The organism is Aporhodopirellula rubra, from assembly GCF_014192335.1.
In the GTDB taxonomy this organism is placed as follows: Bacteria; Planctomycetota; Planctomycetia; order Pirellulales; family Pirellulaceae; genus Rhodopirellula; species Rhodopirellula rubra.
The window spans coordinates 82,856-99,856 of the sequence record NZ_JACHXU010000021.1 but is presented as its reverse complement, the minus strand read 5'-3'; the positions used below and the strand labels follow the sequence as shown (position 1 = coordinate 99,856).

General features: G+C 55.2%; 14 protein-coding genes. 7 read left to right on the top strand and 7 right to left on the bottom strand.

The window, feature by feature from the left end; genetic code table 11:
• The first annotated feature begins 5 nt into the window (after nucleotides 1-5).
• From FHS27_RS23585 to FHS27_RS23575, 3 genes are all read left to right on the top strand, one after another.
• The gene (locus tag FHS27_RS23585) at nucleotides 6-3,101 is read left to right on the top strand and encodes an FG-GAP-like repeat-containing protein (protein WP_184307625.1); all 3,096 of its coding nucleotides are present in this window, start codon (nucleotides 6-8) and stop codon (nucleotides 3,099-3,101) included.
• Nucleotides 3,102-3,379: 278 nt separating this feature from the next.
• On the top strand, nucleotides 3,380-3,721 hold the full coding sequence (locus FHS27_RS23580) for a DUF1552 domain-containing protein (protein WP_184307623.1): 342 nt from the start codon (nucleotides 3,380-3,382) through the stop codon (nucleotides 3,719-3,721).
• Nucleotides 3,616-4,497, top strand: a complete 882-nt coding sequence (locus FHS27_RS23575; protein WP_184307621.1) for a hypothetical protein — start codon at nucleotides 3,616-3,618, stop codon at nucleotides 4,495-4,497. The genes FHS27_RS23580 and FHS27_RS23575 overlap by 106 nt, the downstream gene beginning before the upstream one ends.
• Before the next feature lie 124 nt (nucleotides 4,498-4,621).
• Here FHS27_RS23575 and FHS27_RS23570 read toward each other — a convergent pair whose 3' ends face one another.
• The 6 genes from FHS27_RS23570 to FHS27_RS31565 form a co-directional block, all read right to left on the bottom strand.
• The gene (locus tag FHS27_RS23570; protein WP_246420721.1) at nucleotides 4,622-6,055 is read right to left on the bottom strand and encodes a right-handed parallel beta-helix repeat-containing protein; all 1,434 of its coding nucleotides are present in this window, start codon (nucleotides 6,053-6,055) and stop codon (nucleotides 4,622-4,624) included.
• A gap of 253 nt (nucleotides 6,056-6,308) precedes the next feature.
• Nucleotides 6,309-7,697, bottom strand: a complete 1,389-nt coding sequence (locus tag FHS27_RS23565) for a hypothetical protein (RefSeq protein ID WP_184307619.1) — start codon at nucleotides 7,695-7,697, stop codon at nucleotides 6,309-6,311.
• Nucleotides 7,698-8,031: 334 nt separating this feature from the next.
• Nucleotides 8,032-8,535, bottom strand: coding sequence for a hypothetical protein (locus FHS27_RS31205; protein ID WP_246420719.1), 504 nt, complete (start codon nucleotides 8,533-8,535; stop codon nucleotides 8,032-8,034).
• A gap of 6 nt (nucleotides 8,536-8,541) precedes the next feature.
• Complete coding sequence (locus FHS27_RS31200; RefSeq protein WP_246420718.1) at nucleotides 8,542-9,096, bottom strand: transposase; 555 nt, start codon at nucleotides 9,094-9,096, stop codon at nucleotides 8,542-8,544.
• Between the two features lie 137 nt (nucleotides 9,097-9,233).
• Nucleotides 9,234-10,706 carry a deoxyribodipyrimidine photo-lyase gene (locus tag FHS27_RS23555; RefSeq protein WP_184307617.1) on the bottom strand — a complete coding sequence of 491 codons (1,473 nt, stop codon included), beginning with the start codon at nucleotides 10,704-10,706 and terminating at the stop codon, nucleotides 9,234-9,236.
• On the bottom strand, nucleotides 10,703-12,229 hold the full coding sequence (locus tag FHS27_RS31565) for an FAD-binding domain-containing protein (RefSeq protein WP_184307615.1): 1,527 nt from the start codon (nucleotides 12,227-12,229) through the stop codon (nucleotides 10,703-10,705). The genes FHS27_RS23555 and FHS27_RS31565 overlap by 4 nt, the downstream gene beginning before the upstream one ends.
• 303 nt (nucleotides 12,230-12,532) lie before the next feature.
• On the opposite strand from FHS27_RS31565, the gene FHS27_RS31440 reads away from it, so the two are divergent.
• The gene (locus FHS27_RS31440; RefSeq protein WP_261363954.1) at nucleotides 12,533-12,658 is read left to right on the top strand and encodes a hypothetical protein; all 126 of its coding nucleotides are present in this window, start codon (nucleotides 12,533-12,535) and stop codon (nucleotides 12,656-12,658) included.
• Nucleotides 12,659-12,665: 7 nt separating this feature from the next.
• On the opposite strand, the gene FHS27_RS23545 is transcribed toward FHS27_RS31440, so the two are convergent.
• Nucleotides 12,666-12,833: a DUF1328 domain-containing protein gene (locus tag FHS27_RS23545; RefSeq protein WP_184307613.1), complete on the bottom strand. Its 168-nt coding sequence runs from the start codon at nucleotides 12,831-12,833 to the stop codon at nucleotides 12,666-12,668.
• Between the two features lie 977 nt (nucleotides 12,834-13,810).
• Here FHS27_RS23545 and FHS27_RS23540 point away from each other — a divergent pair.
• The 3 genes from FHS27_RS23540 (at nucleotide 13,811) to FHS27_RS23530 (ending at nucleotide 16,978) form a co-directional block, all read left to right on the top strand.
• Nucleotides 13,811-14,341 (top strand): PRC-barrel domain-containing protein, encoded by a 531-nt coding sequence (locus FHS27_RS23540; protein ID WP_184307611.1) that lies wholly within the window; start codon nucleotides 13,811-13,813, stop codon nucleotides 14,339-14,341.
• Nucleotides 14,342-14,482: 141 nt separating this feature from the next.
• Nucleotides 14,483-15,958, top strand: a complete 1,476-nt coding sequence (locus FHS27_RS23535; RefSeq protein WP_184307609.1) for a RecQ family ATP-dependent DNA helicase — start codon at nucleotides 14,483-14,485, stop codon at nucleotides 15,956-15,958.
• A 30-nt stretch (nucleotides 15,959-15,988) separates the two neighbouring features.
• The gene (locus FHS27_RS23530; protein ID WP_184307607.1) at nucleotides 15,989-16,978 is read left to right on the top strand and encodes a zinc-binding metallopeptidase family protein; all 990 of its coding nucleotides are present in this window, start codon (nucleotides 15,989-15,991) and stop codon (nucleotides 16,976-16,978) included.
• Nucleotides 16,979-17,001 lie beyond the last annotated feature (23 nt).

The window sequence follows — 17,001 nt, the reverse complement described above, 5'->3', positions numbered from 1 at the left end:
CCATCATGGCAAAGTCTTCTGCAGGACTGAAGTCGTTCAAACTCAGCTTGGTATCGGTCGTGTTCATCGCCACCACGACCGGATGCGGCGCCAAACCCAAGCCCTCGTTACCGACGGAAAAGAGCAACGACCAAACGGTAATCGCCGACGCTGCAAGCCCCATCTCCAAACCACTCACATCTGCGACACCGCGAGCTTCCGAGGATATCGAGCAGCCGAAGTTGCCCCCTGAGAATGATGCCAACGATTCCCTCCGCAACCGTTTATTGCGAAATCCGAATGACATCGAAGCGATGTTCCGCTTGGCTCAACTGGAATTCCAACAGGGGAATCGGACCGAAGCGATTAGCTTGCTCGACCACATCCCGGTCGAACACCCCGAAGCCGGCCTTCCCGCCTTGGGCCAAGCCGCCGATTGGGCGTTGGAATCCGAAGACTATGCCGGGGCCGAGCGACGATACCTTCAAATCTTGGAACGGGTTCCCAATGCCAATTTGGCGATCCGAAAGCTCGCGTTCCTATACAACCGACAAGGACGCCGCTTTGAAGCCACCGCGATGATTCGCCAGCTATGCCGGGCCGGTGATATTCTCGAGGACGAACTCTATTCGTTGCTGGTTCTGCCCGATGCGATCTATCACGATGCCGGGGATTCCGAGCCGGTTCGACCCGGGGCACGGCGCTACGATTCGATCGGTCGTACCGGTCGTGCCCGTGTGGCATTCACCCGGCAACAGTATCAGGAAGCCGCCGACTTGCTACGTCAAGAACTAGATGAAAAACAAGACCATGCTCCGCCATCCATCTGGGCTTTCTTCGGCCGCGTGGTGACCGAAATTCAAGACGAAGAATCAGTCGCGTGGTGGCTCCAGCACCACCGTGGGGAACTGCTGGAGGGTCTGAAACGCGAGCCAGAGTACTGGGCCGCGATTGGGAATCTCTTCCTGGCTAAGAACGAATTCGACCAAGCCATCGGGGCGTACTTGCGCGCTTTGGATCGAGAACCAATGGACAATGCGATACCGCGAAGACTCCGACAAGCTTACTTGTCGTCCGGTGACCGCGCATCCGCCAAACGATGGCAGCGTCCCGCCACCGAGCGTGCTTCCTTAGCTCAGCTCGCCCACCAATTCGCTGACGGACCGTCGCCCGGTCCCGGCTTGGCCGAAAACATCGCTGATCGCTTGGAAACCAAAGGGCGACGACTCGAGGCCCTCATGTGGCGTACGATCGAGTCAATGTACCACGGCGACCCGAACCGAAGACTCCAGGATTTCAACCGCCGACGCGTCGAACTGATTGAACAATCCCTGGACTTTCCCTCGACCAGCGAGCGACTCGGTGGGAAACGGTTGGAACAATATCCAATCGACGTCTCATTGTTGAATCGCGAGCCATTGAAACGTCAGTCATCCAATGCAATGTCGACCCGCACCGGCTCGGTCCAGCGGCCGCCGCTGGACTGCATTCCCTTCTTCTTTGATAACGTCGCTCGCACCTGGCACTGTGATCACGAATTCATGACGTCTGGTTCAAAGCAAGATTCTGGCTTTGCGATCTATCAACAATTCGGAGGCGGTGTCGCCGTGGTTGATTTCGATTTGGATGGTCAACACGACCTCTACTTGGCCCAAGGCAGCGGCGACCCGCCCGCGATGACATCACGCGTGTCCAACACACTGTACCGCAATCTACTCGACGCGGATGGGCAACGTCACCTCACCGACACGACCACTTGGGCGGGTGCCGAGGATTGGCGATACACGCTCGGGGTTACGGCCGGCGATTGGAACCAGGACGGGTTCGACGATCTGTTTGTCGCGAACCTGGGCGTCGACTCCATGCTGATCAACAACGGTGACGGGACCTTTCGACCGATTCCGTGGGACCCGTCGGATGATTCCATCCACTGCCTTGACACATCGGTCGCGATCGCCGACGTGACGGGCGACCATCTTCCCGATTTGATTCGACTGCGTTACCTCGACGATGAAGACCTCTTCGAACGACCGCACGTAGACGACGAAGGTCAAGTCGCCGTCAGCTATGGACCCTCGCGGTATTCGGCGGCGATGGATGACTTGTTTATCCAAACTGCCGATGGCAATCACGATAAAAAAACGCTATCCAACGCCGACATGCCGCCGGCCAATGGATTGGGAATGGTGATTGCGAATTTCGATCAGCGAGGTGGCAATGATCTGTTCATTGCCAACGATCAAACTCCCAATCACCTGTGGTCCACTTCGCCTCCATCCACCGACGCCTCAATGCAAGTCTGGAAAGAAACAGCGATGCTGGCGGGCTGCGCGTTCGACATCGAAGGCACCATGACGGCATCGATGGGGATGGCGGTTGGTGACTTTGATTCCAACAACCAAGCCGACGTAATGATCACGAACTTCTCGAAGGAATCCGCGTGTTTGTACCTTAACGACGATGGCCGTTTCATCGATCGCAGTCTGCGATATCGGATCGACAGGGAGACCCGATCGATGGTTGGATTCGGAACCCAGGCTTTAGATTACAATCAAGACGGCATGGTCGACCTTGCCGTGACCAACGGGCATGTCGACCACCTGAAAGATTCCTCGGTTGCGTTTCGTCAGCCCTTTCAAATCTTGGGTAACAACGGCGATTCGTTCGTGAACGTTTCACCAAATCAACAGGACATGTATGGTCGACGCGAACACGTCGGACGCGCCATGGCTGTGGCGGATTTAGATGGTGATCGACGGCAAGATCTGGTCATCACGCACCTCAGCGAACCGACCGCGATCCTGCTCAACCGAACCGAACCTTGTGGCAATTCGTTGATCATCGAGTTAGTGGGGCGTCGCAGCGAGCGATTGCCGGTCGGCGCGACCGTGACAATTACCGTCGATCAACGAACCCAAACGGAATTCTTGGTTGCCGGGGATGGCTACTTCAGTCGCAATTCGCCAGCGCTGCATTGGGGACTTGGTGCATGTCCGCAAGTCAGCGAAATCCAAGTGACATGGCCGACGGGCAAACGACAGACGTTCGGGCCGGTGCTGGCCAATCAAACCATTTTGATTGTGGAAGACGATGACGAGATTTTTGTTCGTACGTCGTTGTAGTCCCGGCGACGTGCCCGCCACACTCATTGAGTTCCAGACCGGCGCACGCCAATGGAAACGCGCCCGCGAACTGCGTTACCCTCGAGTTACACAGCGTTAGCTCGATTATGTCGAGTCTCGATTATATCGAGCACGGCGGGATCCGATTCGCCCAAGTCGACGCCTTGCGGATGCACTTAGACGAACGGTAGGTTCTGCGCCATACGATCGGTGACTCCAACGAGCTTCCTGGGTCTCGCAAAACCTTAAAGTGCTCTGCGATGCGTTGACGTCGGCGGATGGTCTGTCTGTGCAATAACCTTGGGCTGCATGCGTCTTTCTTTGTACCGGAAGGCGAGGGGCGAGGTTACAAGGCATCACGCTACACCAAAGTCATTGATGATTTGCGTGATCAGTTCACGGTTTTCAGCGGCGTGTCACATCCGGAAGTCGACGGTGCTCATTCGGCCGAGAAAAGCTTTCTGACAACGGCTCCCCATAGTTCACCATCTTTCTGGAGTATCCGAAACAATACATGGCCGGCCCGAGCATGCCGGATGTGTTTTCGGACCAGTTTGCCAAAGCTGTCGATGATCGTTGCCGCGAAGTCTGCAAACCACTGGCGAACAATTGTCGACTGATCGGATACCACCTTTGCCACAACCCACCCTGGCATCCGCGAACGAAAAGCTTCGATCAATGGATCAACGACGCGACCAAACCGGGAAGTGCAGGTTTGAAGCAGTGGGTGCAACTGATGCGTCGGATCTACGGCACCATCGATCGTTGGCGTTCGACTTACGGTATCCCGGTTCAATCGTGGGAAGAAATCGAAACGATGGATCGTCCGCTGCGTGGATACATCAACGAGCGTCGACATTTGGCCGATCGCGAAGCGTTCATGCGTCGCATCTGCGAGCGGTGGTATCAGGTCTACCACGACTCGATTCGCAAATACGATTCCCACCATTTGATTCTTGGTGATCGCAACACTTTGCACTTGCAACCGCTGCCAGCCTACGCGATTCAAACGATGCAGAAGTATGTCGACGTGTTGTCAGTGAACGTCATGGGACCGCCGCAGGTCGTGTATGAAGTTCTCGAAGACGCGACTCGCCACTGGGACGGTCCCATCCACCTCGCCGACACCGGCGCGGGGATCTTTCACGGCCCGATTGCCAAAGCAGGCTACATGGCGGCTGACCTGAACGAATTAGAAAAGGTCTACGCGGGAATGATGAAGATGTCCGTCGAAAATCCGCAGATCATCGGCTTTGGCTGGTGCGGATTCTACGAGACACCTCATCCGGGCGGACGCAGTGGCTTGGTCGACGTGGAAACCGGCGAACCTTTACCTGACCGTCTTGAAGTCATGCTTCACTGGAATGACTGGATTCAAAAGCAAGGGTGTCGTTAGGTAATGTCAATCAACCGATTCAGCTAATCCTGTTCAAGTCGCCTGTTCAATCTTCGTGACGACGGGTGGACTGGGACATAGCGTGACAGAATGTTCGTCGGTGAGGCACTGCCGCTCTCGACTATCAGTCATCGGTATCCATCGTGGCTGCGAATTCCCAACCGTTGACAGTGAACTCTCCCTGAGCACCACACTTGAAAACCAGCGGTGCCGTTGGGCCAGCGTCTGTTTCGGTTTGCGCATTTCGATAGCGATCGGTGTCGGAAACATTGGTGAGCTGGTTGTTCATTATCTCGGCATCATAGCTCGCTGCGTTACGCAGCAGTGGGCGGGGTTGGCCCCGGCACTCAATGATGTTGTCAATGATTTTGGTCTTGCTGAAATCGTTTCCGCCGATACCGAAAAGCCCTTCTGTTCGGGGTGTTGCCGTGGTTCGTGTGACGATGTGGTTGTTACGGACGACCAGTTCACCAAAGGCTCTTTCATTCCATATCACGCCGCGCCCCGGGTTGCTGACCAAGTTGTTGTGAAACCAGGCCGGGCCGGGGGAGGCGACACCGCCAAACCCGCTGATCAGATTGCCGCCGTCCTGGTCAACTTGGAAATCGAATAAGTTGTGGTCGATCTCTACGTTGTTCCGGGGAAACTCGATCGCGTAGCTAGTCGTGAAGTAATTGTGGTGGATGTGAAAGGACCGCTGATTCTTGGCGAGCACTTTTCCTCCGCCGTGTTTCGGGATAGAGACGACACCGTGAAGGACGTTGTGGTCGATCTCCATTGCTTCATTGCCTTCGAATGGAAACTCAATCGAGAAATTGACGCCGATCGTATTGTGGTGAATGTGAATTCTCTTACCGCCACGTCCTTTAACGCCGTAGTGGCCGCCCGACTTTCCGGGCCTGCGATCGGGCTTGCCAAAGGTGAAACGGTTGTTTGCGATTTCGGTGTCGCTCATCCAAGTTGCGAAGATCGCGCCACCTGATGTTCCACCGTCGATGCCGGGAAGTCCGCCTCGTTTCCATTTCCCCCCGGCCCCAATGAATTCACAATCGTGAATCCTTGAATTTGTCATGTAGTAGCAACGGATGCCTGAATACAGAACGTTTTCGATACGCAAGTGATGAAGGTGTACATTCTGATTACTGACAGCGAAGATGGCTCCGTGCATCTGTGGACCGCGAAGCGTCAGGTTCTCGATGGTGATGTTCGCTGCTTTCTTGGGAAGGCGAATCAGGTAGGCATCTGCATTTGCTTCGTCAGGTCGCATCTCACCCAGCGGCAGTCTTTCGGTAGACGGCTTCCAGGTGGTTGCGTGGGTGATGATGGTTTTGGCCATTCCAGCCCCCTTGAGCGTCATGCCGGACTTAAGTTCAAGCGGTGCGTTGAGTTCAAAGTTTCCCGCACTGATCTCGATCACGCTGTCCTCGGCACCATCACGCACGGCTTTGACCAGCTCTTCGATGTTCGAGACCGTGCTTGCGCTCAGTGTTTGCATGGCGAGCAGAAACCAGCAAACAAAAAGAAGCGAATACCGTAAGACTGCAGGCTGTTGATTCATGGTTTGATTTTCACAAAATGGAAGATTAGTGAATAGCAATTCTGGCTCGGTACGGCTGCTCAGCGGGTGCGTCGGGCGGAGCAAAGGACTTCACCTGTATGCGGCAGAGCGTAACGTCAGAATGATGAAAGACGAATGCGATCGAACCCCGCACGTTGTTCAACGGCCGAGTTGGAAAACGCTGCGATCGCGCTGAAAAACATGACGACGGACACCGCAGTCGAGTTGGTTACTTTCGGGGACAGCAGCTGAATCATGGCCGAACACTTCGGTAAAGGTTGGTGATCGGACGACCGAAAATCCAGTGCCAATCGCGATGCTCGCGCGTTTCGCCGGCTTGCGTGTCCAACATGTAGATTTTGTGATTCTTTTTGTAGACGCTGCATCCGTGGATCAGCGAGATGTCGCTGTCCCTATTCACGAACATCGGCAACGACTCATCTATCAACGGGTGTACCGGATACATCAAACCTCCGAGAACCTCCGTTTGTGCTCCCCCGAGGTTTTCAATCTTGGTGCTGATGTACTCGGTTTTCAAACCCAGCACCCACAGTTGACCTCCATCATTGATGATCTCTGGAACACCTTTCGTTTCTGGATTGAGCTGCCGTGCCCAAACTCGTTGGTGCTTGCTGAATCGAAACTTACCGCCCGTGTCCTCAATGAACAGCTCCCCGCAGTTTGGACCAGCGGAAATGTGATCCGAGTTGCAATGACGCAACAACAACGTTGTCGGTGAATCTTGTTTGATGTGATCGCTAGCGAGCATGTGAAACTGAACCATCGGAAGATCGGCGTCCAGCACGATCGCAGCGCTGTTTTCGGGGTCGTCGGCGTCATTCTCAATCGAGGCTTTGGGCGATCCGCCCAGCAAGGTGCGAACCGGGCCACGCAATATCACATCTTTGCCGATGGAGTATTTTGGGCCGTCTGGAAAGTAGACCAATTCCGGCCCCGAATCGACGGCGGCCTGAATCGCGGACGCCCAATCTCCATTCTTGACCAGATGTTCGAAATCGCGCACGTTAACCCACTTGCTGACCGCAGGAAATGGAATCTCCGGTGTCCGTTTGATCGGTAGCTTGAGTGACCCGGAACCGATCGATTCGAATGCGTGATCGAGTGGTTCGGTGAAGTGTTCATCAACATGGATGTTTTGCAGACGCGTCAGCGTTGTTGCAAGGTTATCTTTGCCGCGGCGTGTTTCGACCAAACTAGCTGAATAGCCATCCACATCAATGTTTCGCAAATAGATCGATGCATTCTCTGATTCGATGGCCACGTTCTCAGGTGCCCCACCACGCAGTTGGCTGTTGATCAGGACGACCAGTCCGCCCCCGTTGTTCCGCACCGCAGGAACGCTGTTTTCACTGACGACATTTTCTAAAGACAACACATTCCCGTTGTTGGTGATGCCAGCCACGCGTTGTTCCTGAAGACGGATATTCGAGAACACGAGACTGTATTCACGATGCGAGGCTGCAATCCCGACGTCGAAACCGGTGATCGAGACATGTTTGATCAAACACGGACCAGGCCAGCCTCGCTGCAAGTCCAAGCCAACCCTGCCGGCTCCATCGCCCGATGTAATGTCAACATTCTCAACGCAACCGATGTTGTTGCAGTGGAAGTCGAGTCCCAAAGCTGATGGATTTCCTTTTCCGGTATCGATCGAGACATCGAAGAGGTAGTTGCCAATGACGTTTCCGGCGCGATTTTTCTTTGGCCGATTTATGTAAAAGGCGAACTTAGGGACAGAGCTTTTTTCTGGGCGGCACCAAATCCCTTCGGTAGAGTCAACTCGTTCGTTCGGCGTAACAGCGTGACCGCATTCGTACTCATCGGCGCGAACACTCGGTCGATGCCCGCGAAAACGAGGCGTTTCCGCGAGCAACGACCGGATCCTGAGCTGCCGACTGGGGAAACGGACCACGTGGCGATCGACGAAAGACCGAAAAGAAGAGGGTGAGAGCTCGCTATGCCGTCATCAGCTCACGGGCGCGGCGCCGCAGATGCATCCGACGGTGGCCGTGCGGGGTGCGCAGCGAATCAACGACCGCAGGCTTGCCGGCAACCGTCGAGAAGAGTTTGCCAAAGTCGCTGACCAATTCGCACCAGTTCGACTCCGCCAAACCCAGCCGTTTCAAGATCGGCGGAACGCAAACCGGAGTCCGCCCTCGCTTGCCATCGACCGACTGACGCGCGGTCCAGTCCAACAGCAACAAGTAATCCTCCAGCGACATCGGCAAGAAGCCCTTGTCACTGCAACGAGCCGCACTTGCTGATTCATTTGGCCCGATCGCAGCGGATGCTTCATCGAGATCCAGCGGAGCCAGGAAAGCATCGACGGCTTCCGCCTGGGGCTTGTCTGCGTCGGTGGCTGCTTCCGGTTCATCCGAATGGGCTTCGATCCGTCGCTGCACCGATGTGTGATCGCTGTCCTCCAGTTTCTCGCACATTGCTGCTCGAATCGGATTCAAGTCAACCTACGCCGCACACGCGAGCAACGACGCCTCATCGGTAAGAACCGTGGCGCGATAGCGATCCTGCCAAAACCGACCGACCTCCTGCTCCTCGCGGTTGGCCCGCATCGCGATCCGCTGACACAGCAACCGCATCCACCACGAAATGCTTGAGAGCCGCTGGCGGATTTCCTGAGTCTTCACTGGGCAACCGGCGATCGACTTGATCTCCGGTTCAGACGGCAGGCAGGGCGAACCATCGGTGTTTCTGCGGTGCGGGCACAGCATCATCCACCGTCGAGCGACCTCCTCGTCACTCCATCGAGCCACCACATCGGGCCGCGTGCGAAGGATCAAGTGGAAGTGATTCGACAGAATCGCGAAACCCAAAAGGTCGATCCCAAAGTTGGCGGCGAACTGACGCAAGTACTGCTCGATCCAAACCTTGCGGTGATCAAAGTTCTTGCCCGATTGAGCGTCGTCTCCCATCAAGAAGCACCGACGGACAGTTCGATTACAGATGTGAGCAACCACCACCTCATTCGGATCGATCGTTTCTCGACGAGCTAAACGAACCATGGGAATACCGTGGGAGGACTGATGTGATGGAAGACATGAACTGCCCGATAAAACCAGTCCTACCCTCATGAACCGAGCGGTCAACCCCTGTCAATGTGCTCCGTCCCTTCGTTTTCCCCTTCGTTTTCCCAGTGCTGCTACAGAGGCAAAGCACGTGCCGCTCTTTTCGTTGGTCGTTTTGAAGAATCGGGAATTTCGATCTCCGGCTTCGGACGGGCGAGTTCGGCTGCCATCCAATCACGGACACCGGTCCGCTTCAAAATCGCTGACGCCGATTTAGAGGGAACCCAACCATAGATCGGCGATTCGCGGTAAGCTCGTTTACTGCGACCAAATCCCCATTGAATGCCGCCATACGTGGATGGGTCGCGGCCGTCCAGGCTTAACCGATCGTTTAGGTAACAGGCGATTCGCCATGCCTCTTCGGGTTCCGCTGTCCATTTGATGATCTGCTTGACCCAGTACATCCGCAGGTTGTTGTGCATCCAACCATCTAGCAAGAATTGACGTTGGGCTGCGTTCCAGACGTCGTCGGCGGTCTCGGCGTGGATGAGTTGATCGAGCGTGTATATTACGGGACGGGCATCGTCGGCATGCTCGGCCAGCGTCTTCCTCGCCCATGCGGGCACGTTGCTGTAGGCAGACGGGTCGTCGCTGTGCCGAGCTAAGTGAAAATAATACTCACGCCATGTCAAAAGCTCGTCCAAGAATTTCCATCGCGCGGCCGAATGCAGGTCGGCATCATGGATCGCCTGGGTGACTTCGCGAGGGCCCAGTACGCCGAAGTGCATGTAAGGCGAGAGCTTTGCCGTCGAGTTGGCAAGTGACGGGTTGTTGCGAGTCCATTTGTATCGTGGGACGACATTCACCATCGCATCGCCGAGCCTGTGAACTGCAACTTGGCGATGCCCAGGGTAGTCAACTGCAGGAGGCAGCGTCATGTCTATTCCGCACGCTTCGATCAACGAATCTAGCTGATCACTTTGGTAGTCTTCGATCGCGTCATGATCCAGCGGCAGCTTGCGTGTATATTTGCGAACGGTTGGCATGACATCGTCATGTTCTGCGAGATAACGTTCACGCAAGGGGCGGTGGGCCGCACGAAACGACTTCGTTGCTTCGAGTAACGTCGGAAATTGTCTTCCAGGAACCAAGCAAGCGGCGTCGACTAAGAACAGTGGCACATCGACTTTCGCAGCGACCGAGGTTGCCTGCCGCCGAGCGACGAAGGTGGGCATGTCGTCAGTGAAGATTGCTGCTGCCTCTTCCGCTAGTCGATGGACCAAGTTCGGAAAGACTTTTTGCGGTCGTCGAACGTAGCGACAAAAACGCAACCGTCGTTTGCCCAAATCGACCGTCAGCGACTGGGACGCTTCCAACATGAAGCGGTGAATACGATGCGACGCGTGGGGGTAACGATTGTCTAGGCCGTGATAGACCACGACTGGCAATCCTAGCTTGTTGCCGGTTTCCACAGCCGCATCAATGATCGGATTATCCGTACCACGCAACGCCTGTTGAAGCCAGCACAGCACGTATCGCCGATCAGCCTTCACCTGGCGACGATTGGCTTTGTAGATGCGTTGCCTCAGCAAAGTCTGGCGATTCATTTCACAGCGGCCTTTCGACGTTTCGACGGTTTCTTGCGTGAACCGTGCTTGGCCAGCACCGCCTCGGCTAACTTTTTGGTCTCGGGCATTCGTCGAATCGCGTAATAGTCCGCTCGCATCGCCGTTGTGCTTTCTCGCCAGTTGACAATCGGCCGAATGTAGAGGGGCGTCGGGTTGTCTTGGTGGTCGATGATGGTCTCGACGTCAACTTTCTTGAGTTCGGGTAACCAGCGTCGTATAAACTTCGCGTCGGGATCTTGATCGGCGATTTGTTTGGCCGGGTTGTAGGTTCGTAGCGTGTTGATGCCGACCACTCCTGCCTGCATCTGCAACTGCGCGAGGTGGATTCCCGGCTCGTAGTCGGCCCACCACCGTGCCATTGGAACATGAATGTCTCGCCAACTCAGCCGCAAAGCATGGCACGCGACGGAGGTGATCATGCACCGCATGCGAAAGTTTAGAAAGCCAGTGGTTTGAGCACACCGAATGCAAGCATCAACGAGCGGCAGCCCGGTTTCCCCCTTGACCCACGCTTCTAGTATTTTTGGGTCGCTCGGCTTGGGAAGCTGATCGTAGGCGGCGTTCAAGGCGACCTGTTCCATCTGTGGTTCGGTTTCTAGTCGCTGAATAAAGTGATCTCGCCAGTTCATCCTCGCTTTGAAGGCGTTCAATGAGCGACGCCAGCGACCTGCGTTGGGATCGTCGGAGTCCTTGAGGACTTCCATTTGACGATTGACTTGTTGATAGACGTATCGAGGGCTGATGGTCCCCCACGCCAAGTGAACCGAGAGTCGAGAGCCTGACGAAAACGCGGTATTGGGCGAACTAATCTCGCTGCTGTAATTCATCCCTCGCTGAGTCAAGAAAGTGTCGAGGGTGTCTATCGCATCCTCTTCGCTGACACGTTGACGATATCGTGCCTGGGCGGGCGAAAGTTCAAGGCCGAGCGACTTGACTGAAAGACGTTTGATCGCAACGGCAGGCAGCCTAGAAACAACTTCGGGGACGATTAGACGGGACAACTCGCTCGCCTTTGGTAGTTCCACCGCCGGCATTTCCATAAACGACTTCCAGAGTTTGGATCGCTGGTCACGATTCTTCAATCGACGGAACACGCCCGTCTGTCTCAGCTCAATCCATTCAACACCGCGTGACCTACACCACTGGCCGACTGCAATGTCTCGTCGATAGGTTCGTAGTTCGCCAATTTCTTCGTGGCTAACCAACCGCTCGAATTTGGTTTGCGAATGCAGCAACGCGAACGCCTTCAGTACATCCTCGCGCAAAATCAAAAGATCGCCGCCAGCGGCCCGGATTGCCGCGTGCAAATGTTTGGTCGCCTCTACCCAAGCGGCGACGTGCATCGCTGACGTTTCGGGAGCAGACAACGTTTGCGGTTCGATGACGAACAACGCGAGCACTGGGCTACCTGTTTTAAGTGCGAAAGACAACGCGTGATTATCACGCAACCGAAAGTCTTTCTTAAGCCACCAGACAACGGGTGGTGCGTTTGGTTCGTTCACAGAGGGTTCCGATTGATCGTACTTTTCAGACCAGCGCTAATCAGAGCGACTGGTCAAGGCATGAATGCTCGCAGTACTGCCACTGCATTGCAGATGTCGAGCCAAAACGATCCGCGGCATGCAACGTGCCTAAGGAGCCGTGCCCCCATCCCAACGCTCCCGTAAACTAGATGACGACATTCAGGACAGATAATTTTTCCATCATTGTCCGCGACACCCTCCACATGGACGGTGTTTTGGTTCAGCTGAATCTGGAGATCTTTGTCGGTCGAGTTCTTCTAAAGTCCGAATGAGGACTTCGAGATGACACGATCGCGACAAACCTTCACTGCCCAAGAGAAAGCCGCTGATGTGCAGCGGTACCCGGTCAAGCAAGTGCGGAATCGCTTCCGCACGCTCGAAATGAAGATGGAAGATGATCGTCATTGACGCTCGTTCAGACGATTCGTCCGCGACGTCCCATCACCAAGCCGATCACGAACAAGACCAGAAATACGATAAAACAGATCTTCGCTATGGTAGCGGCGGTGCCGGCGATCACGCCGAAGCCGAGGACGCCAGCAATTAACGCGATCACCAAAAAGGTAAGTGCCCAACCCAACATGACTATCTCCAAGAGTAAACGGTAATTAGCCAATCAATGGAATTCATCGGTCGGCGGTAACCACGTTCATGCGATTGCCGTGCCAATCAATCTGGGGGTGTAAGTTTTTCTCAAGGAGGCGGCTAAATCGCACTAACAAAGCCCCTGGGTAGATGGTTTTGTCCTCCGGTCGACCACTTAGGACGGTTAGCATCCAAACCAGTTGAGCTACGCCGACACTGACGGTACCACTGGTGTACGATCGGTCGGCGAGATGTACGCCAACTTCGCGGCTCGAATTATTTGCTTGGTTTGACTGCCTCCGGCAATCTCTTTGACAGCCTTGGCGCATGAAGCAGAACCACGATCCGTGACAGTCCGCGGCGACGGCCATGGCTGCTTGAACACGTTCCAAACGAAGTTCACGTATATCGCGTCCTGCGGATTCGTCAGATCCACTCGCTTAAGGCCATCTGTCGCTGGGAAGGCGATTCATCTTCTGCCGAGATTTTGCGAGCTCATTCTGTTGCCTATTGTCGAGGTAATGGACTGCAAACAATCCGTGAACGGGCCGGTAACTCTCGGTCCATATTTAAATCGCGATGGCGACTGCTGCCGTACGCGACGTTCAAGCAATCAGTGCTAGGCATAGCACAACGGTCAGCGAAGTTGGTGATTGAGAAAGGGATCGGCGTCAACGCGGTCGCTGCGGGACCAACCTGGTCCCCGCGGACCTCAGGTTCGATTTCACACTACGCCTCCGACAATATCGGTGAAGAGAACTCTGCTTGAGCGGCGCGGGCATCCCTTCGAACGCGTGTAGCACTTTGGATGGATCGCCAGTCCTGAGGCGAGTTATGCAACTGCCGAGGTGTTCGGTGCAGCGGGCGGCAAGTCTCCAATTTGATCCGTTGCGGCACACCCTTTGCGTTGCGAATCCATTCTTGAAAGGGTTCGCATTCGCAGCCCTACTTTTTACGTCTCAGGAGACCTCTACGATGAAACGTTTCACGCGCAGCCTCGCTATTTGTTCGATCGCCACCTTCGGCTTCACCGGGCTTGCTCCCGTCAATGCTGATGAACACCAAGTCGGCCACACGTCCGGGTCTAACGTCGGCACTTTGGACGATGTGACGGCGAGTGGTCAAATTCGTGCCAGCCAGTTGATCGGGCAGAACATCTACAATAAAGCGGAAGAAAGCATCGGCGAAATCAACGATGTTGTGATGGATGCGTCAACGGGCAAAATTGCTTACGTCGCGGTCTCCTACGGAGGCATGCTGGGGCTGGGCGATTCTCTGTTTGCCGTTCCGTTCAAGGCGTTCAAATGCACGAAGGAGCAAGACGGCGACGATTACCACATGTGCCTCGACGTAACCAAGCAACAGCTCGAAAACGCGAAGGGATTTAATCAGGATCGTTGGCCCGCTGCCGCGGACAAGCAGTTCATGGCGGGGCTGAACAAGATGTACAACGTCAAAGACGGTGTCCATTCCCAGTCGGGTGTTCATCACGACATCCAACAATAGTTTCAATTCGGAGACTGTTCCGGCAAAATCAGCTGCCTCGTTTGAACGCGAGGCGGCTTTTTTTGATCGTCGATTCAACGGCGTGGAAGTGCGTCGTGTCGACCAACCTCACCGACCCATCCTCATCAAGTAATCGCCTCCATGACAGATCTGATCACCGAACTGCTCCACGATACATTTCACCTTGACGAGTTTCGTCCGGGCCAGCGGGAAACTTGCGAGGCTATCATCGCCGGACGCGATACCATTGCGGTCTTACCGACTGGATCGGGGAAGAGCCTGTGCTACCAGTTGCCTGCCATGGTCCGTGAAGGTGCAACTTTGGTGGTCAGCCCGTTGATCTCACTCGCCAAAGATCAAGCCGATCATCTTGAGGCACTCGGATTGCCGACCGTTATTTTGAACAGTACACGGACACGTAAACAGATTGCCGACGCACGAGACCAGGTCCGCAGTGGTAAGATTGAGTTTGTGCTCACGACGCCGGAACGGCTTCAACGTAGCGACATCTGCGATCTGTTAGCGGAGGTCGGCGTCGGCTTGATCGTTGTCGACGAGGCACATTGCGTCAGCCAATGGGGACACGACTTTCGACCGGATTATCTGGCATTGCCGTACGTTCGTGGCAAGTTGTCCGAAGGAAAATACCATCCAGCCGTGATCGCATTGACAGCCACTGCCGGCGAGAAAACGCTCGATGAAATTAGGAAAACACTTCAGCTTTCTAATCCTGCGGTCGTCCGGAGTGGCGTGGTTCGCACGAACCTGAAGCTGCAAGTGTGCCGCAGCCACTCGGCCGACGAGAAGTTGTCTTTGCTGCAACGGGCACTCAAGATCGAAGGCGAATTGGAACGTACTGAACCGGCAATCGTGTACTGTGCGACCACGAAGATCGCGGAGTCTCTGGCCGCGAAGTTTGACGGCTTGTGCTATCACGGGAAGATGCGGAAAGCGGACCGCGAGTCTGCCCAGAACGAATTTATGAATGGAAAACCGTCTGTCATCTTTGCCACCAATGCATTTGGTCTGGGAATCGACAAATCTGACATCCGTCAGGTCATTCATTACAAGTTACCGGGTTCGCTTGAGGCCTACTATCAGGAAGTCGGCCGCGCCGGTCGCGATGGAAACATCGCGCGGTGCACGCTGATCTACGACCGCAACGATCTTGATTTACAACGCATGTTCGCTGGCGGCGGTACCGAATCATCGCTGCTGATTACCGCCCATCACACGCTAGTCAGCGGCGTCGAGCGTTTTGGTGACGATGACCAAACGGTCGCCGTCGGCGACTTGAAGCCGATTAGCCCTCTGGGTCCAACGCAGCTACGAAACAGCTTTCACTTGTTGGCGTCACGCGGTATTGTCGCACCGGCGGGACGTGGACGGTGGCGCGTCCTGGAGCAAACGCTCGATTACGACGCGGCGGATCTGTTGGCCCTCGCAACCGAGGCACGTTGCGAAGATCGCAGGGTTGCCGTCCAGCGTATGGTCGAGTTCGCGGAATCGACAACGTGCCGTTGGAAGCAACTTCAAGCCTACTTTGGCGACGATGCGGAAGATGTCGATGGATGCCGGTGCGATCAGTGCGGCGGTACCCTATCGCAGATCGCGTAAGTCCTTGTCACATCTAAAGCAAAGTCACCGTTGAAAACATACCTGTGCCAGTGCGGCAGCAAACTGTTCTTTCACAATGATCGCTGCCTGAGCTGCGGCGCATCGGTGGCGATGTGTCCGAGTTGCGATGAGCTGACGACACTGGAGGTCGGTTTGACCGGTGACGTGCAATGTTGCCGAGAGTCTTGCACGAATGCATATTCCCGATGCAAGAACGCAGTTGAACATGGCATCTGCAATCGCCTGGTTCTGTTTGACCCGTCGGAGTCCTCGCCGTTGTGCGATTACTGCCGTCTGACGACGGTGCTGCCGGATTTGAGTGTGCCGGGCAACATCGACCTGTGGAAACGACTCGAGCGTGCGAAACAGCGGGTTCTGTACTCAATGGAGCGTAGTGGCTTTCCAATCGACGATGGCACGCCTCGTTTATCGTTTGAGTTTAAGGCGGACGTTGGCGTGTCGGTGATGACCGGCCACGAGGCAGGTCGGATTACGATCAACATCCGCGAGGCCGACAGTGTTGCCCGTGAGATCGCTCGCGTGAATTTTGGTGAACCCCAGCGAACGCTGGTTGGCCATCTACGGCACGAACTAGGGCACTACTTTTGGGAAAGGCTCGTCCTTGACCACCGCAGCGAAGAATTTCACGACCTATTTGGCAATGAGAGGAATCCAGAGTATTCGACAGCGATGCAGGGTTACTACGACCAAGGACCACCCGCAGACTGGCCGACGAAATTCGTGTCCGCTTATGCGTCGATGCATCCCTGGGAAGACTTTGCCGAGACTTTCGGCGCATATCACGACATGCTCACCGTGCTCGCTACCGCCAATCACTTCGGTGTGACAAACTTGGACCTCGACACATTTGACGGCCTCATTCGAGCTTACGCGAGGGTCGGCGTGATGGCGAACGAATTCAATCGCGACATGGGATTATTGGATTTAGTCCCCGAGGTGTTTGTGCCCGCCGTGGTCCCCAAGTTACAGTTCGTTCACTCGCTGCGCGTCGACTTGTAGTAATACCCGGCCTAAGGCAATGC

What these genes read in the sequence shown, in the direction of transcription:
- FHS27_RS23585 (WP_184307625.1), top strand. Translation starts at nt 6, where the DNA reads ATGGCAAAGTCTTCTGCAGGACTGAAGTCGTTCAAACTCAGCTTGGTA.
- FHS27_RS23580 (WP_184307623.1), top strand. Translation starts at nt 3,380, where the DNA reads ATGGTCTGTCTGTGCAATAACCTTGGGCTGCATGCGTCTTTCTTTGTA.
- FHS27_RS23575 (WP_184307621.1), top strand. Translation starts at nt 3,616, where the DNA reads ATGGCCGGCCCGAGCATGCCGGATGTGTTTTCGGACCAGTTTGCCAAA.
- FHS27_RS23570 (WP_246420721.1), bottom strand. Translation starts at nt 6,055, where the DNA reads ATGAATCAACAGCCTGCAGTCTTACGGTATTCGCTTCTTTTTGTTTGC.
- FHS27_RS31200 (WP_246420718.1), bottom strand. Translation starts at nt 9,096, where the DNA reads ATGGTTCGTTTAGCTCGTCGAGAAACGATCGATCCGAATGAGGTGGTG.
- FHS27_RS23555 (WP_184307617.1), bottom strand. Translation starts at nt 10,706, where the DNA reads ATGAATCGCCAGACTTTGCTGAGGCAACGCATCTACAAAGCCAATCGT.
- FHS27_RS31440 (WP_261363954.1), top strand. Translation starts at nt 12,533, where the DNA reads ATGACACGATCGCGACAAACCTTCACTGCCCAAGAGAAAGCCGCTGAT.
- FHS27_RS23545 (WP_184307613.1), bottom strand. Translation starts at nt 12,833, where the DNA reads ATGTTGGGTTGGGCACTTACCTTTTTGGTGATCGCGTTAATTGCTGGC.
- FHS27_RS23540 (WP_184307611.1), top strand. Translation starts at nt 13,811, where the DNA reads ATGAAACGTTTCACGCGCAGCCTCGCTATTTGTTCGATCGCCACCTTC.
- FHS27_RS23535 (WP_184307609.1), top strand. Translation starts at nt 14,483, where the DNA reads ATGACAGATCTGATCACCGAACTGCTCCACGATACATTTCACCTTGAC.